At 73.9% G+C, this 21,511-nt stretch carries 16 protein-coding genes and 1 pseudogene; 8 read left to right on the forward strand and 9 right to left on the reverse strand.

Features of this window, described 5'->3' with window-relative positions; translation table 11 throughout:
- Nucleotides 1-1,445: pseudogene (locus BU198_RS00390) on the forward strand (hypothetical protein); the annotation flags it as partial.
- 267 nt (nucleotides 1,446-1,712) lie between these two features.
- Nucleotides 1,713-2,084, forward strand: coding sequence for a BlaI/MecI/CopY family transcriptional regulator (locus tag BU198_RS00395; RefSeq protein ID WP_188294770.1), 372 nt, complete (start codon nucleotides 1,713-1,715; stop codon nucleotides 2,082-2,084).
- A 170-nt stretch (nucleotides 2,085-2,254) separates the two neighbouring features.
- On the opposite strand, the gene BU198_RS00400 is transcribed toward BU198_RS00395, so the two are convergent.
- The 3 genes from BU198_RS00400 to BU198_RS00410 form a co-directional block, all read right to left on the reverse strand.
- Nucleotides 2,255-3,274 (reverse strand): acetamidase/formamidase family protein, encoded by a 1,020-nt coding sequence (locus BU198_RS00400; RefSeq protein ID WP_188294771.1) that lies wholly within the window; start codon nucleotides 3,272-3,274, stop codon nucleotides 2,255-2,257.
- Nucleotides 3,271-4,788, reverse strand: coding sequence for an APC family permease (locus BU198_RS00405; protein WP_188294772.1), 1,518 nt, complete (start codon nucleotides 4,786-4,788; stop codon nucleotides 3,271-3,273). The genes BU198_RS00400 and BU198_RS00405 overlap by 4 nt, the downstream gene beginning before the upstream one ends.
- A gap of 118 nt (nucleotides 4,789-4,906) precedes the next feature.
- Nucleotides 4,907-5,983 carry an ABC transporter substrate-binding protein gene (locus BU198_RS00410; protein WP_188294773.1) on the reverse strand — a complete coding sequence of 359 codons (1,077 nt, stop codon included), beginning with the start codon at nucleotides 5,981-5,983 and terminating at the stop codon, nucleotides 4,907-4,909.
- A 56-nt stretch (nucleotides 5,984-6,039) separates the two neighbouring features.
- Here BU198_RS00410 and BU198_RS00415 point away from each other — a divergent pair, with 56 nt between their 5' ends.
- A complete protein-coding gene (locus tag BU198_RS00415; RefSeq protein ID WP_188294774.1) occupies nucleotides 6,040-6,576 on the forward strand; it encodes a MarR family winged helix-turn-helix transcriptional regulator in 537 nt (178 codons plus the stop codon).
- 85 nt (nucleotides 6,577-6,661) lie between these two features.
- Here the strand turns inward: BU198_RS00415 and BU198_RS00420 are convergent, their stop codons facing one another.
- Nucleotides 6,662-7,747 (reverse strand): NlpC/P60 family protein, encoded by a 1,086-nt coding sequence (locus BU198_RS00420; protein WP_188294775.1) that lies wholly within the window; start codon nucleotides 7,745-7,747, stop codon nucleotides 6,662-6,664.
- 549 nt (nucleotides 7,748-8,296) lie between these two features.
- Here BU198_RS00420 and BU198_RS00425 point away from each other — a divergent pair.
- Genes BU198_RS00425 through meaB form a run of 3 tightly spaced genes read left to right on the forward strand, consistent with a single transcriptional unit; the run spans nucleotide 8,297 to nucleotide 13,365 of the window.
- A complete protein-coding gene (locus BU198_RS00425) occupies nucleotides 8,297-10,165 on the forward strand; it encodes a methylmalonyl-CoA mutase family protein (protein ID WP_188294776.1) in 1,869 nt (622 codons plus the stop codon).
- Complete coding sequence (scpA, locus tag BU198_RS00430; RefSeq protein ID WP_188294777.1) at nucleotides 10,162-12,366, forward strand: methylmalonyl-CoA mutase; 2,205 nt, start codon at nucleotides 10,162-10,164, stop codon at nucleotides 12,364-12,366. The genes BU198_RS00425 and scpA overlap by 4 nt, the downstream gene beginning before the upstream one ends.
- Before the next feature lie 12 nt (nucleotides 12,367-12,378).
- Nucleotides 12,379-13,365 carry a methylmalonyl Co-A mutase-associated GTPase MeaB gene (gene meaB, locus BU198_RS00435; RefSeq protein ID WP_188294778.1) on the forward strand — a complete coding sequence of 329 codons (987 nt, stop codon included), beginning with the start codon at nucleotides 12,379-12,381 and terminating at the stop codon, nucleotides 13,363-13,365.
- 293 nt (nucleotides 13,366-13,658) lie between these two features.
- Here meaB and BU198_RS00440 read toward each other — a convergent pair whose 3' ends face one another.
- The 3 genes from BU198_RS00440 to BU198_RS00450 all read right to left on the reverse strand — a co-directional run bounded on the left by BU198_RS00440 (nucleotide 13,659) and on the right by BU198_RS00450 (nucleotide 16,415).
- Nucleotides 13,659-14,180, reverse strand: coding sequence for a hypothetical protein (locus BU198_RS00440; RefSeq protein WP_188294779.1), 522 nt, complete (start codon nucleotides 14,178-14,180; stop codon nucleotides 13,659-13,661).
- A 111-nt stretch (nucleotides 14,181-14,291) separates the two neighbouring features.
- Nucleotides 14,292-15,116 carry a phosphoenolpyruvate hydrolase family protein gene (locus tag BU198_RS00445; protein WP_188294780.1) on the reverse strand — a complete coding sequence of 275 codons (825 nt, stop codon included), beginning with the start codon at nucleotides 15,114-15,116 and terminating at the stop codon, nucleotides 14,292-14,294.
- A 45-nt stretch (nucleotides 15,117-15,161) separates the two neighbouring features.
- On the reverse strand, nucleotides 15,162-16,415 hold the full coding sequence (locus BU198_RS00450; protein WP_188294781.1) for a Tm-1-like ATP-binding domain-containing protein: 1,254 nt from the start codon (nucleotides 16,413-16,415) through the stop codon (nucleotides 15,162-15,164).
- Between the two features lie 214 nt (nucleotides 16,416-16,629).
- Here BU198_RS00450 and BU198_RS00455 point away from each other — a divergent pair, with 214 nt between their 5' ends.
- Nucleotides 16,630-18,069, forward strand: coding sequence for a PLP-dependent aminotransferase family protein (locus BU198_RS00455; RefSeq protein ID WP_188294782.1), 1,440 nt, complete (start codon nucleotides 16,630-16,632; stop codon nucleotides 18,067-18,069).
- Between the two features lie 30 nt (nucleotides 18,070-18,099).
- Here BU198_RS00455 and BU198_RS43165 read toward each other — a convergent pair whose 3' ends face one another.
- Together BU198_RS43165 and BU198_RS00465 are read right to left on the reverse strand one after the other, a co-directional pair.
- A complete protein-coding gene (locus BU198_RS43165) occupies nucleotides 18,100-19,131 on the reverse strand; it encodes a glycosyltransferase family 2 protein (RefSeq protein ID WP_188294783.1) in 1,032 nt (343 codons plus the stop codon).
- A gap of 247 nt (nucleotides 19,132-19,378) precedes the next feature.
- A complete protein-coding gene (locus BU198_RS00465) occupies nucleotides 19,379-19,981 on the reverse strand; it encodes a superoxide dismutase (protein WP_188294784.1) in 603 nt (200 codons plus the stop codon).
- Between the two features lie 163 nt (nucleotides 19,982-20,144).
- On the opposite strand from BU198_RS00465, the gene tsaD reads away from it, so the two are divergent.
- A complete protein-coding gene (gene tsaD / locus BU198_RS00470) occupies nucleotides 20,145-21,197 on the forward strand; it encodes a tRNA (adenosine(37)-N6)-threonylcarbamoyltransferase complex transferase subunit TsaD (RefSeq protein WP_317619891.1) in 1,053 nt (350 codons plus the stop codon).
- Nucleotides 21,198-21,511 lie beyond the last annotated feature (314 nt).

The raw sequence follows: 21,511 nt of genomic DNA on the forward strand, positions 1-21,511 counted from the left end.
GCGTCACCGCCGGGCTCACCGGCCGGGACACCGTCCGCGGGCCCAGCCGCTGGGTCACCGTGGGCGGGGCGGTCCTGGTCGCCGTCGGCGGCGTGCTCGCGATGTACGGAGCGGGCGCGATGCAGCACGACCGGCCCGTCGCCGGCGGCTACGACACCCGGACGCTCACCGTGCTCGGCGGCTCGGTGATCGCCGAGTTCGGCCTGCTGCTCTGCACCCCGATGCTGATCGCCCTGATCGGCCGGGCCGCCGGCCGGCTGCCGCTCGGGCCCAGGCTCGCGCTGCGCGACTCCGCCCGGCACCGCTCGCGCACCGCTCCGGCGGTGGCCGCGGTGATGGCCGCGGTGGCCGGCGCGGTCGCCATCGGCGTGTACACCACCAGCACCGACGCCGAGAACCGGCGCGACTACCGGCCGCAGGCGCCGTACGGAGCCGTCCAGCTCACCAGCCACGCCGACGGGCCCCGGCTCGCCGAGGAGCGCGCCGAGCTGGAGAAGCAGCTGACCGGGCTCGGCCCGCGCGGCGACCTCGGGCAGGTGATCTACCGCTTCTGCGACAACTGCTCCAGCACCGTCCAGCTCAAGGGCCCGGTGGAGCGGCGCGGCCTCGGCGCCCCGCCGCACCTGGCCTCGGGCGACGCGACCGTGCTGCGCAACCTGTTCGCCATCCACGACCCGGCCGTCGAACAGGCACTGGCCGCCGGGAAGCTGCTGGTCTTCGACCGGGCCCTGGTCGGAGCCGACGGGAAGGCCGTGATGGTCCTGCGCGGTGGCGGCGGCGCCCCGCTCCAGCCGGGCGAGGTGCCCAAGCCGGACGTCCAGGAGGTCCCGGTCGACGCGGTGCTGGTGGACAACCCGACCGCCGCCGACTTCGCCCAGGGCCTGGTGCTGCCCGCCGCCCTGCCCCGGCTCGGGCTCTCCTCCCAGTCGACCGGCTCGGTCTGGCTGCCCGCCACTCCGCCCGACCGCAAGGCGCAGCAGCGCGCCGCGGCCGCCGCCGTCCAGCTGGACCGCTTCGCCATGCTCGACGTGGAGCGCGGGTACCAGCCGAAGAGCGACGCGCTCACCCTGGCGCTCACCGGCTTCGCCGCGCTGGTGGTGCTCGGCGCGGCCGGGATCGCCACCGGCCTGGCGGCCGCCGACTCCCGGCAGGACCAGGCCACCCTGGCCGCGGTCGGCGCTCCGCCGCGGATCCGGCGGAGCATGGCGGGTCTCCAGTGCACGCTGATCGCCCTGCTGGGCGCGCTGCTCGGGGCGGTCAACGGGTTCGTGCCGGCGGTGGGGCTGCTGAAGTCCCGGTCGAGCGGGTTCGGGGCCAAGCCGGCGCTGATCACCGCGCCCTGGGGCGAGCTGCTGCTGATCGTGCTGCTGCTGCCGGTGGTCGCGGGGCTGCTCGCGGCGCTGTTCACCCGGTCCCGCATCCCGCTCGGGCGGCGGCTGTCCTGACCGGCGACGGCCGCCCGGGCCCGGGCGGCCGTCGGAGGAGCACCCGGCCGGGCACCCGTACGAGCGCCCGGTGTCGGCCTCGGACACGGCTTGGACACTCGCCGCCCACCGGATGACACCGCTTGGGCACCACCCGGGCACCACCCGGAACACGCCGGGCGCCCGCCCCCTTCACCCAGGGGCGGGCGCCCGGCGCTCGCCGTACCATGGGCCGCGGTCCGGCGACGAAGGGCGCCGGTGGTCGGTTCGGCGAGGGAGACCAGGGCGGTGCTACGGGGATTCGGCGATCTGGAAGCCGAGATCATGGACCGGTTCTGGGCCTGGGGCCGGCCCGCCACCGTCCGCCGGGTCGTGGACGACCTCCGGCGCGAGCGGGCCGTCGCGTACACCACCGTCACCACGGTCGCCGACATCCTGCACACCAAGGGCTGGCTGCGCCGGGACAAGGTCGGCCGCGCCTGGATGTACGAACCGACCTGCACCCGCGAGGAGTACACCGCCCGGCTGATGCACCAGGCGCTGGAGACCAGCCAGGACCGGGCGGGCGCGCTGCTCCACTTCGTCGACCGGATCAGCGGGGACGAGGCCTCGGCCCTCCTCGCCGCCCTCGCCCAGCCGAGGTCCACGGACGCGCGGTGACCCTCGCGCCGCTCCCCCGGACACCCCGGCGGGCCCGTCGGCGACCGGTGCCGACGGGCCCGCCCCGGAGGGTCCGTGAGATTTGCCGGTACCTTGACCCGCGCGGTTGAACCCACGTGGTCGACCCGCGCGGTCGACCCACCCGGACCCGCGCGACCGGCGTGGCCCCGCTACCGGTGCCGCAGGTACGCCCCCGCCGTCTCGCGCAGGCGGTCGTGCAGCCCGTCGTAGGCGCGGGTCCGGCCGAGCAGGTTCTTCGGCAGCTTGGCGACCATCGTGTAGTTGGTGTCGCAGACGTTCGCCGCCGGGGCCAGCCCGGCCTGGCTGACCAGCTGGTAGGCGTCGAGCTGGTCCAGGCCGAGCAGTTCGCCGGTCCAGCCGACCAGGTCGTGCTGACTGATCCGGAACGCGTCCTCCAGCGGGCGGGCCGAGCCGGTGCTGATCAGGAAGTCGTCGTTCTCCAGCCGGGGCCAGGCCGGGCCGCCGCCCTTGACCAGGTCGACGATCACGGTGGTGCGCATCGCCGCCTCCACGGCCGTGCCGCACACCTCGCCCTCGCCCTGGCGGGCGTGGCCGTCACCGATGGCGATCAGGCCGCCCTCGACGTTGACCCCGAAGTAGGCGGTGGTGCCCGCCCGCATCTCGGGGGTGTCCAGGTTGCCGCCGTGGGCGCCCGGGGTGATCGAGGCCAGCACCTCGCCGGCCGCCGGGGCGACGCCGACCGTGCCGTGCATCGGGTCGAGCGGCAGGTCCACCGTGAACTCGCTGTTGCGGGCCCGGAACCGGCAGGTGCCCGCCTTGACGTCCAGGTCGTAGAGCCAGACCCGTTCCTCCAGCGGCGCGTGCAGCATCGCGGTGCTGTGGGTCGCGGTCAGCGCGCCGAAGTGCGGGAAGGTGCTGGAGATCCCGTAGTCCCTGGCCGGGGTGATCTCCACGAAGTGCACGGCGACGACGTCCCCCGGCTCGGCGCCCGCCACCGCGATCGGGCCGGTGACCGGGTTGAGGTACGGGAAGACGCACACCTGGCTGGGCAGGTCGCCGGTGCCGCGCACCTTGCCGCCGAAGCAGTCCTCGGTGGTCAGCTCGATGACGGTGCCGGGCTGGACGGTGACCAGCGGGGCACGGCCGCCGAACGTGTAGGAGTAGTCCTCCGGGGTCGGGGACAGCGTGACGATCTCGGGCAGGCTCACTTCTTCTCCTGAGCGGTGGTGGTGGCGTTCGTGGCGTCGCCGGCGGCGGTTCCCGTGCCGGTGTCGGTGCCGACGGCGGTGCCGGTGCCGGATTCGGCCTCGATCGCGGACTCGGTCCCGATCGCGGACTCGGCCTCGACGACGGCCAGTCGGGGCTTGCGGCCGGTCACCATCAGCCCGGTGAGCACGATCCCGCCGACGAGCAGCCAGACGAAGCCGAGCCGCTGGGCCGCGATGTCGGCGTTGACGACCACGTACCCGAGGATCGCGAAGCCGAGCACCGGGGCGATCAGGTGCCGCCAGTAGTCCTTGCTGCGCTGACGGATCAGGTAGTGGACGACCACCGCGACGTGGAGCACCAGGAAGGTGGTCAGCGCACCGAAGTTGACCAGGGTGCTGAGCAGCGCGATGCCGTCCTCGCGGGAGGCCATGTAGAGGCCGAGCACCAGCGAGACCCCGGCGACCAGCAGGGTCGCGTTGACCGGCACCCGGCGGGTGGGGTGGATCCGGGCCAGGAAGGAGGGCAGCTGGCGGTCGCGGGCCATCGCGTACAGCAGCCGGGAGGTGGCCGCCTGGGCGACCAGCGAGTTGGCGAAGCCCCAGGCCACGGCGGTGGAGGCGGCGGTCAGCGTGGCGAGCCAGGCGCCGCCGGCCGTACGGGCCGTGTCGTAGAAGGCGACGCCGTCCGGATCGCCGTCCCTGAGCAGCGCGTCGGGGTCGGCGACCAGCAGCGAGGCGACCCAGGTCTGCACGATGAACAGTGTGCCCGCCAGCAGCAGCGCGGCGACCATGGACCGGCCGATGGCCTTGGTGGAGTCCCGGTTCTCCTCCGACAGGGTGGAGATGCCGTCGAAGCCCAGGAAGCTGAGCACCGCGATCGAGACCGCGCCGAAGGCCAGGCTCCACGAGAAGGTGTCCGGGTTGTACAGCGGCGTGAAGTCGAAGCCGCGGCCCTTGCCGTTGATCAGGGCGACGATGCCGATCGCCACGAACAGGGCCAGCACCACCAGTTCGCCGATCAGCATCGCCTTGTTGACCTTGTTGGTGGTCTCGATGCCGAGGTAGTTGACCACGGTGTTGAGCAGCACGAAACCGATCAGCCAGAGCCAGACCGGGATGGACGGCACCAGCGAGTGCATCGCGACGCCGGCGATCAGGTACAGCAGTCCGGGCACCAGCACGTAGTCGAGCAGGATCATCCAGCCGGACAGGAAGCCCACCGGGGGCGCGATGCCGCGGCCCGCGTAGGTGTAGACCGAGCCGGCCATCGGGAAGGCCCTGGACATCTGGGCGTAGGACAGGGCGGTGAACATCATCGCCACCATGCCGAGGACGTAGGCCAGGGCGACCATGCCTCCGGAGCCCTGGAAGACGCCGCCGAAGATGCCGAACGGTGCGATCGGCACCATGAACACCAGCCCGTAGACGAGCAGGTCGGTGAAGCTGAGCGAACGGCGCAGTTCCTGCTGGTAGCCGTAGCTCTCGATGCCCTTGGGCGCGGGTGTGTCGGCCATGGTGCTCTCTCTCCGTGACGACCCTCAGGGGTGTGTGGGGAGACTGTAGAGGCAACTATTTCCAGATGGAAGGGCTTTGTCCCGGCATTCCACCTGGCGAGAAGGCGGTCACGCGGGGTTACCGCGACAGGACGGCGAAGCCGAGGCCCTCGGCCCTGGCCAGGTGGATCGGCGCCCGGACCGCGCCCTCCCGGTGCAGCAGCCGGCCCGCGGCGGCCAGCAGGCCGTCCGGGGCCAGCGACCCGAGGGCCGCCAGGCCTGCGAGCAGGTGGAGGCCCTCGTACAGGCCCACCGCGTAGGCGTCCAGGACCGGCGCCCACGGCCCGCACAGGGCCCGGTGCCGCTCGGCGAGGCTCTGCCGGCGCTCCTCGGCCAGCGTCGCGAAGGAGGGCATCGCGGCGTACAGCGTCCCGGTGTCGTCGCCGCCGAGGGCGAGCAGGCCGTTCTCCTCCAGCGCGCCGGAGAGCCGGACCAGCTTCCGGTCCAGTCCGCTGCGCCGCAGCGCCCGGTTGAAGTCCACCAGGTCGCGCCCGATCAGGCTGAGCAGCAGGGCGTCCGCGCGGGCGGCGCGCAGGGCGTCCAGCAGTGGTTCGAGCTCCGCCCGGACCGACCCGAACGGGATCCGCCGCTCCAGCACCACCCGGGCACCGGCCCGGGCGGCGAGCCCCTCGGCCGCCCGGTGGACGGAGCGCGGCCAGATGTAGTCGTTGCCGATCAGCGCCCACCGCGCGATCCGGTGACGTGTCGTCAGATCACTCATGGAGGGGCCGAGTTGGCGGGCCGGGTCGATGCCGGTGCAGAGCACGCCGGGCAGCCGGGTGCCACCCTCGTGCGGCGGGGTGTAGACGTACGCGACGCGGCCGGCGGCGACGGTCTCGACCGCCCGGTGGACGTCGCTGGTGTGGCAGCCGGCGAGCGCGTCCAGCGCCCCGGCGTCCAGCAGCCTCCGCACCTCGGCGGCGACCGGGTCCGGAGCGCCGCCGCCGTCCACCAGGACCAGCTCCAGGGGCCGGCCGAGGACACCGCCGCCCGCGTTGACCTCGTGCGCGGCGAGCAGCGCGCCGTCCAGGGCGGACGGGCCGGTGAGCCCGAGCGGGCCGGACTGCGGCACGACGAGGCCCACCCGAAACGCCGCCTGCTCCCGTACGGAGTGCAGCGCATCGAGCGGATCGATCAGCCTGACCTCGACGTTCACAGTGCGAGTATCGTCGTACTGCCGAGATCGGGAAAGGCCGGAAGGGGACGGGTCCGATGATCGCAACTGGTGCCGCACCGGGGGTCGACGGCCGCCCCGGCGAACCCGCCGGCCGGTCCGCCGACGGCTCCACGGGCCTGTCCCCGGGCCTGCCCACGGCCGACCCGGCCGACCCGGCCGACCGTCACGCCGCCCCGGAGCCGCTGCTGGTCGAGCTGGTCACCCTGGCCCACCGCAGGCTCTCCGGCGGCCTCGCCGCCGCGCTGGCCGAGGAGGACTGCACCGTCGACCAGTGGCGGCTGCTGCGCGCCCTCGCGGACGGCCGGGGGCACGCGATGGGCGAGCTGGCCCAGGCCCTGCTGATCCCGCACGCCAGCCTGAGCCGGCTGGTGGACTCGCTGGCCGACGCCGGCTGGGTCTACCGGCGCCAGGACGACCAGGACCGCCGCCGGATCACCGCCCACCTCTCCCGGCAGGGCCGCACCCGGCTGACCCGCCTCGACGCCCTCGCCGCCGCCCACGACGCCGCCGTCCGCCGGGCCTGCGGCCTCACCGACCCGGCCGGCCTGCTGCGGCGGCTGGCGGCTCCCTGACGGGCCCGGACCCCGGCCGACGCCCCCACGACGACGGTGGCCCGCCCCCGCCGGAGCGGGAACGGGCCACCGTCGAGGTGCGCGGTCAGGCCGGACGGACGGCACCCTTGTAGGGCATCACCGAGATCGGCAGGACCTCGATGTTCTTGCCCGTGCGCGGGGCGTGGATCATCTTGCCGTCGCCGATGTACAGACCGACGTGGTGCAGGTCGTCGTAGAAGAAGACCAGGTCACCGGGCTGGAGGTTGGCACGGTCGATGTGCGGGCCGTCCTTCCACTGCTCCTCGGACGTCCGGGAGATCGTGACGCCGGCCGCGCGGTAGGCCTGGCTGGTGAGGCCTGAGCAGTCGAAGGTGGCCGGGCCGCTCTTGCCCCAGCCGTAGGGCTTGCCGAGCTGGGCCTGGGCGAAGCCGATGATGCTCGCGGCCCGGCCGCTCGCCGGCGGCACCGGGGCGTTCATGTCCGGGCGCTCGGAGGAGCGGGAGGCACGGTCCTTGGCGGCGGCGGTGGCGGCCTGCTGGGCCTCGGCCTTGGCCTTCTCGGCGCTCTGCTGGGCGTTGATCTTGGCGCGGTCCTCGGCGCTCAGCTTGTTCAGCATCGCCTGGGCCTGGGACAGCTTGGTCTGGATGTCCTTCTTCTGCTCCGCCAGCTGCGTGCCCACCGAGTCGAGCGCGGCCAGGGTGGCGGTGGCCTCGGCGCGGTCCTGGTCGAGCTTGCGCTGCTCGTCCTGGGCCTGCTTGAGCAGGTTCGCCTGGGAGTCGGAGACCTGGTTCTGCACCGCGGCGCGCTCCAGGTAGGCGGACGGGTCGGAGTCGAGCATCAGCTGGACCGACGCGTCTATGCCGTTGGTGCGGTACTGGTCGGCGGCGACCGCGCCGAGCCGGGTCCGCAGCTCGTTCATCGCCTCCTGGCCGCGGGCGACCTTCTCCTGGATCTGGCTGGCCTCGCCCTGGAGCTTCTGCTGCTTCGCCTGGAATCCGTTGTGGCGCTCGATCGCCTGCTCGGCATCCTCGTTGAGCTGGTCGACCTGCTCCTTGACGGAGGCGAGGGTCGGGGAGGGCTCGGCGTGGGCGGTACCGGAGGCGAGGACCGCGCCGCCGGCCGCCATGGCCGTGGTGAGCACCGCCATGCGGGCCCGGCTCGGGGGGCTGGGCTTGCGACGCTTTCCCATGGCGGTCGCTCTCCTTACGGGGGGTCTTGGGGACGGCACGGACGGGGCCGGGGGACGGCACGGACGGGCCGGTGGACAGCTCGGACGGGGCCGAGGAACAGCGAAGGCGGGCAGGACGAGCAACGGGGGGGTGCTGCCCCGCCCACCTTCTTCGAAGTAACTTAATAGATGAAGGGCAGGGTTCCGCAATCCCCCTGATCATGACGGATCCGGAACATGACGGGACATCGAACGCGGTCCGTGCCATCGGGGTTGACATCGGGCGCCGTCCACCGCCGCGGCCGCCCGGAGGAGACCGCGCCGCCCTTCCGACCACCCGTCACGGCCTCCCCTCGCGCCCCCGCTGCCACGCTCCTCGGCACCCCGTCCCCGCCTCCTCCCGTCCCTGGTCCCACACGCCTCGGCACCCACTCCTACCCCAGGTGCCACACGCCTCGGCATCCCCTGGCACTCCCCGGCCCGGGGAGTGCTCGAAATCCGCCGAACCGAGGGAAAGGTCACACGGGCTTCCTCTCCTGCGGCCCTGCGAACGAGCGCTAACCTGCGCACATGAAGGTCCCGCCCGAAAGGCTCCCCCTCGCCGCCGAGTTCCCGGCCGCGCACCGAGAGCAGTGGCAGCAGCTCGTCCAGGGCGTGCTGCGCAAGTCCGGTGCCCAGCCCGAGGACGGCCCCGCCGCCGAGCAGGCGCTCACCACCCGGCTCCAGGACGGGCTGAGCGCACGCCCCCTGTACACCGCCGAGGACACCGCCGCCGCCCCGGGCTACCCGGGCTTCCCGCCGTTCGTGCGCGGCGGCCGGCCGCAGGGCTCGGCCGTGGCCGGGTGGGACGTACGCCAGCGGCACGCCGACCCGGACCGCCGGCGCACCAACGAGGCGGTCCTGGCCGACCTGGAGCACGGTGTGAGCTCGCTCTGGCTGGAGCTGGGCGAGGCCGGCCTCCCGCTGGACGCGCTGCCCGAGGCGCTGGCCGGGGTGTACCTGGACCTGGCCGCCGTGGCGCTCGACGCCGGACCCGAATTCACCGACGCCGCCGAGCAGTTGTTCAGGCTGTACGAGGAGCGCGAGGTCTCCCCCGGCGCCGCCTCCGGCAACCTCGGCGCCGACCCGCTCGGCCTCCAGGCCCGTACCGGCGAGGCCGCCCGCACCGGGGCGCTGCTCGCCGAGGCCACCGCGCTGGCCGCCCGCTGCGCCGCCGGCTACCCCGGCCTGCGGGCGCTCACGGTGGACGCCCTGCCCTACCACGAGGCCGGTGCCTCCCCCGCCCAGGAACTCGGCTGCTCGCTGGCCACCGGCGTCGCCTACCTGCGCGCGCTGACCGCCGCCGGGCTCCCGGTGGACGCCGCGCTCGGCCAGCTGGAGTTCCGCTACGCCGCGGACGCCGACCAGTTCCTCACCATCGCCAAGTTCCGTGCCGCGCGCCGCCTCTGGGCCCGCGTCGCCGAGGTCTCGGGGGCCGGCCCGGACGCCTCCGCGCAGCGCCAGCACGCCGTCACCTCCCGGGTGATGATGACCGCCCGCGACCCGTGGGTAAACATGCTGCGCACCACGGTCGCCTGCCTGGCCGCCGGGGTCGGCGGCGCCGACTCCGTCACCGTGCTGCCCTTCGACAGCGCGCTCGGCCTGCCGGACGCCTTCGCCCGCCGGGTCGCCCGCAACACCCAGACGATCCTGCTGGAGGAGTCCCACCTGGCCCGGGTGATCGACCCGGCCGGCGGCTCCTGGTACGTCGAGCAGCTGAGCGAGGAGCTGGCGCGGGCCGCCTGGGCCTGGTTCCAGGAGATCGAGCGGGCCGGCGGCCAGCACGCCGCGCTCTCCGCGGGGCTGGTCGAGGAGCGGATCGCCGCGACCTGGGCCGAGCGCTCGGTGCGGCTCGCCAAGCGGCGCGAACCGGTCACCGGCGTCAGCGAGTTCCCGCACCTGGACGAGCAGCCGCTGGTCCGCGAGCCGGCCCCGGCGGCCCCGGGCGGCGGCCTGCCACAGGTGCGCCGCGCCGAGGCGTACGAGGCGCTGCGGGACCGCTCGGACGCCCATGCCGCCCTGCACGGCGCCCGTCCGGCCCTCTTCCTCGCCTCGATCGGCTCCGCCTCCGCCCACACCGCGCGCACCACCTTCGCCGCCAACCTGTTCCAGGCGGGCGGCATCGCGACGGTCTCGGCCGAGTCCGTCGACCCGGCGGCCTTCGCCGAGGCGTTCACCGCCTCCGGCGCGACCGTCGCCTGCCTCTGCTCCAGCGACGCGCTGTACGCCGAGCACGCCTCGTCCGTCGCCGAGGCCCTGAAGGCGGCCGGCGCCGGCACCGTGCTGCTGGCCGGCCGGCTCGGCGAACTCCCGTCCGGAGTGGACGAGTTCATCTTCGCGGGGGGCGACGCCGTCGCCGTCCTCACCTCCCTGCTGGACCAGATCGGAGCCGCTCGATGATCCCCGACTTCACCGGAATCGGGCTGGACGGCGGCGGCGCCGCCGACGTCACGGACGACCAGTGGCGGGCCGCCTGGCGCCAGTCCACCGGCAAGGACGTCGACGAGCTGCTCTGGGACACCCCCGAGGGCATCGGCGTCAAGCCGCTGTACACCGGCGACGACCTGGCCGGGCTGGACTTCCTGGAGACCTACCCGGGCATCGCCCCGTACCTGCGCGGGCCGTACCCGACCATGTACGTCAACCAGCCCTGGACGGTCCGCCAGTACGCGGGCTTCTCCACCGCCGAGGAGTCCAACGCCTTCTACCGCCGCAACCTGGCGGCCGGCCAGAAGGGCCTCTCGGTCGCCTTCGACCTGCCGACCCACCGCGGCTACGACAGCGACCACCCGCGCGTCACCGGCGACGTCGGCATGGCGGGTGTCGCCATCGACTCGATCTACGACATGCGCCAGCTGTTCGACGGCATCCCGCTGGACAAGATGTCCGTGTCGATGACCATGAACGGCGCCGTGCTGCCGATCCTTGCGCTGTACATCGTCGCGGCCGAGGAACAGGGCGTGCCGCCGGAGAAGCTCGCGGGGACCATCCAGAACGACATCCTCAAGGAGTTCATGGTCCGCAACACCTACATCTACCCGCCGCAGCCGTCGATGCGGATCATCTCGGACATCTTCGCGTACACCTCGCAGAAGATGCCCCGGTACAACTCGATCTCCATCTCCGGCTACCACATCCAGGAGGCCGGTGCGACGGCCGACCTTGAGCTCGCCTACACCCTCGCCGACGGGGTGGAGTACCTGCGCGCGGGCCTGGACGTGGGGCTGGACGTGGACGCCTTCGCGCCGCGGCTGTCGTTCTTCTGGGCGATCGGCATGAACTTCTTCATGGAGGTCGCCAAGCTGCGCGCGGCCCGGCTGCTGTGGGCCAGACTGGTCAAGCAGTTCGACCCGAAGAACCCCAAGTCCCTCTCGCTGCGCACCCATTCGCAGACCTCGGGCTGGTCGCTCACCGCCCAGGACGTGTTCAACAACGTGACGCGCACCTGCGTCGAGGCGATGGCGGCGACCCAGGGCCACACCCAGTCGCTGCACACCAACGCCCTCGACGAGGCGCTCGCCCTGCCCACCGACTTCTCCGCCCGCATCGCCCGCAACACCCAGCTGCTGCTCCAGCAGGAGTCGGGCACCTGCCGGTCGATCGACCCGTGGGGCGGCTCCGCGTACGTCGAGAAGCTGACGCACGACCTGGCCGCCAGGGCCTGGGAGCACATCCAGGAGGTCGAGGCGGCCGGCGGCATGGCCAAGGCCATCGACGCCGGCATCCCCAAGCTGCGCGTCGAGGAGGCCGCCGCCCGCACCCAGGCGCGGATCGACTCCGGCCGCCAGCCGGTGATCGGCGTCAACAAGTTCCGGGTGGAGAGCGACGAGCAGATCGAGGTGCTCAAGGTCGACAACTCCTCGGTGCGCGCCCGCCAGGTCGAGAAGCTGCGCCGGCTGCGCGAGGAGCGCGACGAGACCGTCGTCCAGGACGCCCTGAACGCGCTGACCCGGGCCGCCGAGGCCGGTCCGCAGCGCGGCGGTTCGCTGGACGGCAACCTGCTGCACCTGGCCGTCGGCGCGGCCCGGGCCAAGGCCACCGTCGGCGAGATCTCGGACGCCCTGGAGAAGGTGTACGGCCGCCACTCCGGCCAGATCCGTACCATCTCGGGTGTGTACCGAGACGAAGCGGGGCCGTCGGCCTCCCTCCAGCGCACCCGCGACCTGGTCGAGCGGTTCGAGCGGGCCGAGGGCCGCCGTCCGCGCATCCTGGTCGCCAAGATGGGCCAGGACGGCCACGACCGCGGCCAGAAGGTGATCGCCACCGCCTTCGCCGACCTCGGCTTCACCGTGGACGTCGGCCCGCTGTTCCAGACCCCGGCCGAGGTCGCCCGCCAGGCCGTCGAGGCGGACGTCCACATCGTCGGCGTCTCCTCGCTGGCCGCCGGGCACCTGACCCTGGTGCCGGCGCTGCGCGCCGAACTCGCCGAGGCGGGGCGGGAGGACATCACCATCGTGGTCGGCGGGGTCATCCCGCCGCAGGACTTCGACGCCCTGTACGAGGCGGGCGCGGCGGCGGTCTTCCCGCCGGGCACGGTCATCCCGGACGCGGCGTACGACCTGTTGAAGTCACTGGCGGCCGACCTCGGCCACGAGCTGTGATCGCCTGATCGGATGCCTCCGCGGACGATCGACCTCGACAGCTACGTGACGGGTGTACTGGACGGCTCGCGCGCCTGGATCGCGCGCGCCGTCACGCTCGTCGAGTCCTCCCGGCCCGACCACCGCGCGCTCGCCCAGCAGTTGCTCCGGCGGCTGCTGCCGCACGCGGGCGGCGCGGTCCGGGTGGGCATCACGGGGGTGCCCGGTGTCGGCAAGTCGACTTTCATCGACTCCTTCGGCACCATGCTGACCGACCAGGGCCACCGCGTCGCGGTCCTCGCCGTCGACCCGACGTCGAGCCGGACGGGCGGTTCCATCCTGGGCGACAAGACCCGGATGGAGCGGCTGGCGGTGGATCCCGCCGCCTTCGTCAGGCCCTCCCCCACCTCGGGGACACTGGGCGGGGTCGCCAAGGCCACCCGGGAGTCCATGGTGGTGATGGAGGCGGCCGGGTACGACGTGGTGCTCATCGAGACGGTGGGCGTGGGCCAGTCGGAGACGGCCGTCGCCGGGATGGTGGACTCCTTCCTGCTGCTCAGCCTGGCCAGGACCGGGGACCAGTTGCAGGGCATCAAGAAGGGCGTCCTGGAGCTCGCGGACGTCATCGCCGTCAACAAGGCGGACGGCCCGCACGAGCGGGACGCCAAGGCGGCGGCGCGTGAACTCGCGGGCGCGCTGCGGCTGTTGCAGGCACCCGATGCCGCGTGGACGCCGCCGGTGCTGACCTGCAGCGGCCTCGACGGCGCGGGGCTTGACGTGCTGTGGGAGCGGTTGCAGCAGCACCGCAAGGTGCTGGACGCGACGGGGGCCCTGGCCGCCAAGCGGCGGGACCAGCAGGTCGAGTGGACCTGGGCGATGGTGCACGACCAGCTGTACGCGCGGTTGCACGAGAACCCGGAAGTACGGCTGCTGGCACCCGAGTTGGAGACCCAGGTCCGGGCCGGCACCCTCCCGGCCGGGCTGGCCGCCCAGCAGATCCTGGACGCCTTCTTCGGCTGACCGAGAGCGTGCTGTTCGAGCGCCGTGCCCCACACGAGTCTGGGGCACGGCGCTTCGGATGCCCCGGGACGGCAATCGCCCGAACGGATGACGCCAAGTCGATACGGGTACACCAGAGCGGAGAACCGACGAAGCTGGTCGAGCCGCCGCACCGGTCGAACAGGGGACGGGATCACGATGACCCACCGGCCACGTACACCGAACACCGCACTCGCCACGCTCATGCGGCAGGCGGGCGGGACGGGTCCGTGCCGCGCCTCGGACGGCCGACCATGGTGCCGCGCGCCTCGGTGTCACCAGTCGGCGGCCCGCAGGACGTCCCGGGCGATGTCCTCGACCGGTCGGCCGTCCGTCGGGATGCGGACGGTGCCGGGCGGTGCCTTCTCGTCCAGGTGCCGGGCCATGAACAGGCTCCGCTCGATGTGGGCGGCGAGTTGGGAGCCGGTCTCCCGCTGGGCAAGGCGCCGACGCACGGTCTGCTCCTCCGCCGTGAGCAGCACGCAGGTCGTCCGCGCCGCCGTACCACCCATGGCGCGGCCGATCATCGGCGCTTCGAGGACGCTCACCGTGTTGGTGTAGACGAGGCGGCTCTGACCGAGGGCCGCGTAGTTCGACCAGATCGCGGCGATGTTCCGTTCGGTGATCGCCGTGCGCTCGGGGTCACCGGCCGGGGCGGGGTGGATCTGGTCCATGGCGTCGCCCTCGATGAGGCAGTGCGCCGTGTCCCGCGCCCGCAGCAGCACCGAGACCTCGAAGCCGACGGTCGACTTGCCGACGCCCGATCCGCCACCGAGGAGCAGTAGTTCGTAGGTCATGACGGGCCAGTTTGGCAGCTCCGGGCCGCCGCGGCACCGGGTTTCCCCGGGGACCGCCGCGCCCCGTGCCCGGCCGGGCACGGGGCGCGGCCGGACACGGCTGCGCCGGGTTCAGCCCAGCGGGAGGGACTTGAAGGCCCGGGCCTGCTCGGTGATGGCCCGTTCGGTGGGCAGCCGCTCCATCGAGGAGGCGCCGAAGAACCCGGCGATCCCCGTGGTGTGCTCCAGCACGTAGCGGGCGTCCTCGGGTTCGGCGATCGGGCCGCCGTGGCAGAGCACGATGATCTCCGGGTTGACCCGCTTCGCGGCGTCGTGCATCTCCTGCACGGCCGCCGCCGCCTGGTCGAGGGTGAGCGCGGTGGCCGCGCCGATGGAGCCCTTGGTGGTGAGCCCGACGTGCGGGACGAGCACGTCCGCGCCGGCCCGGGCCATGTCGGCGGCCTGCTCCGTGTCGAACACGTAGGGGGCGGTGAGCAGTTCGCGTTCGTGGGCCTGGCGGATCATGTCGACCTCCAGCCCGAAGCCCATCCCGGTCTCCTCCAGGTTCGCCCGGAACGTGCCGTCGATCAGTCCGACCGTGGGGAAGTTCTGCACCCCGGTGAAGCCGACGGCCTTCAGCTGGTCCAGGAAGTTGCCCATGATCCGGAACGGGTCGGTGCCGCACACCCCGGCGAGCACCGGCACCTCGCGGACCACCGGCAGCACCTCCCCCGCCATCTCCAGCACGATGGCGTTGGCGTCGCCGTACGGCATCAGGCCCGCCAGCGAGCCCCGGCCGGCCATCCGGTAGCGGCCCGAGTTGTAGATGATCAGCAGGTCGACGCCGCCGGCCTCCGCGCACTTGGCGGACAGGCCGGTGCCGGCTCCGGCTCCGATGACCGGCCGGCCGGCGGTGATCTGCGCGGTCAGGCGGGCCAGGGCTTCGGTGCGGTTCACGGGTGGGCTCCTCTTGCGGTGGGGCGGTGCGGTGGTGACGTGTCGTCAGTTGTTCGCCGACGGGCGGTCCTGCGCGGTGATCAGCTGGTGCAGCCGGTCGGCGGCCGCGACGGCGAAGGCCGGGTCGTTCAGATGGGCGTCCAGTTCGCGCAGTTCGACCCGGCCGCCCGCCAGCGCCGAGCGCAGCGCCGCCAGGCCGGCCCGGTCGGCGGCCGGGTCGTGGAAGGGCTCGCCGGGCGCGTCCACGGCGGACACGCCGCCGAGCGGCCAGAGCACCGTCACCGGGCCGCGCGACGCGTTGAGCTTCCGGCCGAGGTCGGCACCGACGGCGGCCAGTTCCTCGGCGGTGGTGCGCATCAGGGTGACGGTGGGGTTGTGGACCAGCAGCCGGCGCTCGGCGAAGCGCTCCGGAACCGTCTCCCGGGGCCCGAAGTTGACCATGTCCAGCGCGCCCGGCGCGACCACCTGCGGGAGGCCGGCCCGACCGGCCGCGGTCAGCCGGTCCGGCCCGGCGCTGAGCACGCCGCCGACCAGTTCGTCGGCGAGTTCGGTGGTGGTCAGGTCGAGGACCCCGGCGAGGAAGCCGCCCGCGGCCAGCTTCTCCAGGGCCCGGCCGCCGGCCCCGGTGGCGTGGAACACCAGCACCTCGTAGCCGAGTTCGTCCAGGCGCTCGCGGGCGGCGTCGACCGCGGGCGTGGTCACACCGAACATGCTGGCGCCGACCAGCGGGCGGCCCGGCGGGCGCGGGGCGGCGAGCAGCCGCTCGTACCGGACGGCCATGCCCCCGACGGCGGCCACCGCGTTGCCGAGGATCAGGGAGGACACCGAGTTGATGCCCGCGACGTCCACCACGCTGTACATCAGGGTGACATCGCTGCTGCCCACGTACGGTGCCACGTCCCCGCCCGCCATGGTGGACACCAGCAGCTTGGGCACCCCGACGGGCAGCGCCTGCATCGCGCGGGCCGCGATGGACGACCCGCCGCTGCCCGCCACCGCCAGGACGGCGTGCAGCCGGCCCGACCGGTACAGCTCACCGACCAGCCGCTCGGCGCCCCGGGCCATCGCCGTCACCGCGGCCCCGCGGTCGCCCGCGGAGCGCAGTGCCGCCAGGTCGTGGCCGGCGGCGCGGGCGACCTCCTCCGGGCCGATGTCGGCGGCGGGCGTGCCGGGGGGCGGCGGCAGCACACCCGCGTCGACCACGACCACCTCGCAGCCGTCCGCCCGCAGCCGCTCGGCGAGCCACGCGTACTCCGCGCCCTTGGTGTCCAGTGTCCCGACCAGCACGACGGTCGCCATGTCCCTGCTCCTTCGAACGGACGATTCCCCGATCATGCGGCGGGGCCGGGCCGGCGGCAAAGACCACTTGCGGGCAAGTGGCCTGCCGTGCGTCCGACCGGGCCCACGGCACCGCCCCGCCGTCCCGTCGCACCACCGATCGCCCGCTCCGGCCGCGCCGCCGCACCTCACCGCCCTGCCGGGCCCGCACCCCCGCCGGGGCATCATGGACGGCATGGACCGGATCCCCGCCACCCGCCTGTCACGCCTGCTCACCGGCTGGGCCGCCGACGGTCCGGGCCCGCTGCCGCAGCTGCTCGCGGACGCGCTGCGCGAGCTGGCCGAGCGCGGGGACGTGGCGCCGGGCAGCACCCTGCCCTCTCAGCGGGAGCTCGCCGCGGCCCTCGGTGTCAGCCGCTCCACCGTCACCTCCGCGTACGGGCTCCTGGAGGCGCAGGGGCGTCTGGAGAGCCGGCACGGCAGCGGCTCGCGGCTGCGTGCCTCGGGGCCGGTCGGCGGACCCGTCGGCGAGGGGCGACTGGCCAGCTTCGGCACCCGGGAGGGCGTCGTCGACCTCTCCAGCGGCGCTCTGGAGGGCCTGCCCACCGTCGCGGACGCCCTCGACTCGCTGTCCGGCCGGGACCTCGCCGCCGCGCTCGACGGCGACGGCTACCTGCCGTACGGGCTGCCGCAGCTGCGCGAGTTGCTGGCGGAGCAGTACCGCGCGGCCGGCCTGCCGACCTCGCCGGACCAGATCCTGGTGACGGCCGGCTCCCAGCAGGCGCTCTGGCTCGTCACCCAGGGCCTGGTGGAGCCGGGCGACACGGTGGTCGTCGAGGACCCGACCTACCGGGGCGCGCTGGAGGCGCTGCGCGCCCGGGGCGCGCGGCTGCTGCCGCTCCCCGCGTACGGCCCGGGTGCCGGCACGGGCGACGCCCACGGCCACGGACCCGCCGCCCTGGCCCGGCTGGCCGGCCGGCTCCGGCCGCGCCTGGTGTACCTCCAGCCGACCGTGCACAACCCGACCGGGCGCGCCATGAGCGGGCGCACCCGGCAGGACTGGGCCGCCGTCCTCGCCGAGCACGGCCTGTACACCGTCGAGGACGACGCGTACGCGGAGCTGCTGCTGCCCGGGGCCGTCGCGCCGCCCCCGCTGGCCGCGCAGCTGCCGGACAGCCGGACCGCGACCATCGGCACCCTCTCCAAGCTGTACTGGGGCGGCCTGCGGCTGGGGTGGATCCGCGCCTCCCGCACGGTGATCCACCGGCTGGCCGAGCTGCGCAAGTCCGTCGACCTGTCCTGCCCGGTGGTGGAGCAACTGCTCGCGGTGCGGCTGCTCCGGTCGCTGCCCGAGGCCCGGGCCCGGCGCCGCGCGCAGCTGCGCGAGCGCCTCGACGCGGCCGAGCGGCTGCTCACCGAGCAGGCTCCGCACTGGCGTTGGGAACGGCCGGCCGGCGGCTCCGCGCTCTGGGTCGAACTGCCCGGCACCGATGCCGGGGCGACCGCCCAACTGGCCCGCCGGGCCGGCGTCCTGGTCGTACCGGGGCCCGCCTTCTCCGCCGTCGACGGGTTCCGCAGCCACCTGCGGCTGCCGTTCGCCGACCGGCACGACCGCCTGACCACCGCCCTGCCCGTCCTGCTGCGCAGCGCGGAACGCGCCGGCCCGGCCCGCTGAGCCGCCGGACGGCCCGTGGGCGGGCCCCGTTCAGCCCCGGCGGATGGCCTGGCGGGTGCGGCGGGCGAGGCGGTGGGCGCGCTGGACGGCGACGAAGCCGCTCATCGAACCGGCCAGGGTGAGGCGGTACTTGAGGCGGAGCTGGGGGTTCAGGGTGGCCACGTGCTCGGGCCCGATGGCCCGGAGGAGGCGGGTGACGTGCTGCTGGTAGGCGGTGCGGTAGGCGTGGTCGCCGTCGGGGACGGTCCAGAAGAACATCGGGATCTCCTCGACCAGGCAGTTGCGGTCGTAGGCGCGCAGGTGTTCGGCGAAGACGGGCTCGGGGCGGGCGAGCAGCCATTCGCGGACGAGTTCCATCGAGCGGACCCGGTCGACCAGGCCGCGCGGGTCGGTCTTCTTCTGGGTGATGGACAGGTCGCCGTCCTCGCGGACCCGCCAGTGGTAGACCGGCTCGGCGAGCACGTCGACCCGGTCGGCGAGGAAGTGGTGGGGCACGCTGACCGGGGCGTCCTCGTACAGGATGCCCTCGGGGTACAGCACGCCGGCCGTGTCGAAGAAGGAGCGCCGGTAGACCTTGTTCCAGGCGGTCCGGTCGGTGACGAGGGCGGGCAGTTCGCTGACGTGGGTGCGCAGCCTGGTCTCGCGGAACGGGCGGCGGTGGGCGTGCGAGGGGCTGAGGCCGGTGGTGCGCAGGCGCAGGGCGTTGCCGGCCGCGAAGTCGGAGCCGGTCTCGTCCAGGGTGTCGATCATCAGCTGGTAGGCGTGCGGCGGCAGGGTGTCGTCACTGTCGACGAAGGCCAGGTACTCGGTGCCGGGGGTGACGTGGCGCCAGCCGGTGTTGCGGGCGGCGCCCAGGCCCTGGTTCTCCTGGCGGACCAGCCGGAAGCGCGGGTCCTGCCCGGCGTACGCCTCGGCGACGGCCGGGCCGTCGTCGGTCGAGCCGTCGTCGACCATGACGCACTCGAAGTCCCCGAAGGTCTGCGCCGCGATCGAGTCCAGACACTCCCCGAGGTAGCGCTCGACGTTGTAGACCGGGACGACGAGGGAGAGACGCGGGGCCATCGGGCGCCCTTTCGCTCAGCGGCGGCAGCAGCGGATCGGGCCGGGAGGCCGTTGCCGGCCGATCACCGGCAGTGGTCCGAGCGAGCGTAGGGAGCGCACGCGACCGGCAGGCGAACGGCGGGTGTCGTCCGGCCTGCGGCGGAGTGTAGCAGCCGCCTCCACTGTCAACTCCCGTCGCAGGAGCACCCGTTAGGGGCGGGCCCCGGACCGCCCGACCGGTCCGGGGCCCGCCGTCACCCGATGCGGGTCAGGCGCCCTTGACGGCCGCGAAGCGGTCCGACACGTCCTGCCAGTTGACGACGTCCCACAGGCGGGTGACGTAGTCCGGGCGGACGTTGCGGTACTGGAGGTAGTAGGCGTGCTCCCAGGCGTCGAAGGCCAGCAGCGGGGTGGCGTTCTGGCCGACGTTGCCGTGGTGGTCGTAGACCTGCTCGACGATCAGGCGCTGACCGAGCGGCTCCCAGGACAGGATGCCCCAGCCGGAGCCCTGCACGCCGGTGGTGGCGGTGGTGAGCTGCTTCTTGAAGGCCTCGAAGCTGCCGAAGTGCTCGGTGATGGCGTCGGCCAGCTCGCCCTCGGGGCGGTCGCCGCCCTCGGGCGAGAGGTTCTGCCAGAACAGCGAGTGCAGCACGTGACCCGACAGGTGGAACGCGTAGGTCTTCTGGAGGCCGACCAGGCCGCCGAACTGCTCCTTGTCGCGCGCCTCGGCGAGCTGGTCCAGGGTGTCGTTGGCGCCCTTGACGTACGCGGCGTGGTGCTTCGAGTGGTGCAGCTCCAGGATCTCGGCCGACATCGCCCGCTCCAGCGCGGAGTAGTCGTACGGCAGGTCGGGAAGCGTGTAGGTGCCCATCAGGACACGGCCCCTTTCGGCGGGTTGAACGGTGGTGATCGTGCCGGGTCAACACTATTGCGTATCAGTTGCAGGAACGAAGCATGGGCTCCTGCTTATTCCTCACGTCTCGTCGGGCACAATGGTCACTGTTCCGTGTAATGAGCGACAAGGGTGAGTGACTGTGACAGGGTCGCCGGTGGTACTGGGCATCGAGTCCTCCTGCGACGAGACCGGCGCGGGCCTGGTGCGCGACGGCGTGCTGCTCGGGCAGGCGGTGGCCTCCTCGATGGACGAGCACGCCCGCTTCGGCGGGGTGGTGCCCGAGATCGCCGCCCGGGCGCACCTGCACGCGATGGCGCCGGTGGTCCAGGAGGCCCTGGACCGGGCCGGGCTGACCCTCGGCGACATCGGCGCGGTCGCGGTGACCACGGGCCCCGGGCTGGCCGGGGCGCTCCAGGTCGGCGTGGCCGCGGCCAAGGGCTACGCCTTCTCGCTCGGCGTCCCGCTGTACGGCGTGCACCACCTCGCCGGGCACGTCGCCGCGGCCACCCTGGACGGCGGGCCGCTGCCGGACCCGTGCGTGGTGCTGATCGTCTCCGGCGGCCACACCTCACTGCTGCTGGTCCGTGACCTGGCCCGCGACCCGGTCGTCCACCTCGGCGACACCCTGGACGACGCGGCCGGCGAGTGCTTCGACAAGGTCGCCCGGATCCTGGGGCTCCCCTACCCGGGCGGCCCGGCGATCGACCGCGCCGCGCGCGACGGCGACCCGACGGCCGTCCGGCTGCCGCGCCCGCTGACCGGGCCGCGGGACGACCCGTACGCGTTCTCCTTCTCCGGCCTGAAGACCGCCGCCGCCCGCTGGGTCGAGGCCCAGCGCGAGCCCCATGTGCCGGACGCGGCGGCCGCGTTGCAGGAGGCGATCGCCGACGTGCTGACCCGCAAGGCGGTGCGGGCCTGCCGGGACCACGGGATCGGCACCCTGGTGGTGGTCGGCGGGGTCGCGGCCAACTCCCGGGTGCGCGCGCTGGCCGAGCAGCGCTGCGCGGCGGCCGGGATCGCGCTGCGGGTACCGCCGCTGCGGCTGTGCACCGACAACGGCGCGATGGTGGCGGCGGTCGGCGACCTGCTGGCCCGCTCGGGCGCGCGGCCGGCCCCGGCGGACCTGTCGGTGGACCCGTCGGCGCCGCTGGAGTTCGCGGCGCTCACTCCCCGGCCGCTCGTGCGGACCTGACAACGTTTCGGTCTCGCCGACCGGCAATCCGTTCCCGGGGCTTCCCTCCGCGTTCTCCGTTGTGCCATTTTACATGTCACACAGCAAGGCCTGCGCCCCACGCCGCACGGCCGCCCCCACCCTCAACGGCCCCGGAGGCCCCCACAGATGCGTCCCTCCTCGATAGCGAAGGACGGCGCGCGCAGACTCCCTGCGCTCGGCACCGCCCTCCTCCTCTCGCTCGGCCTGTTCGCGCCGGCGGCGCAGGCCGCCACCGCCGCCGCACCGGCCGGGCAGCCCGCCGCGGCCACCGGATCGGCCGAGAAGGCCGCCCC

Origin of the sequence: Streptomyces sp. CBMA156, assembly GCF_014596515.1 — a bacterium.
GTDB lineage: Bacteria > Actinomycetota > Actinomycetes > Streptomycetales > Streptomycetaceae > Kitasatospora.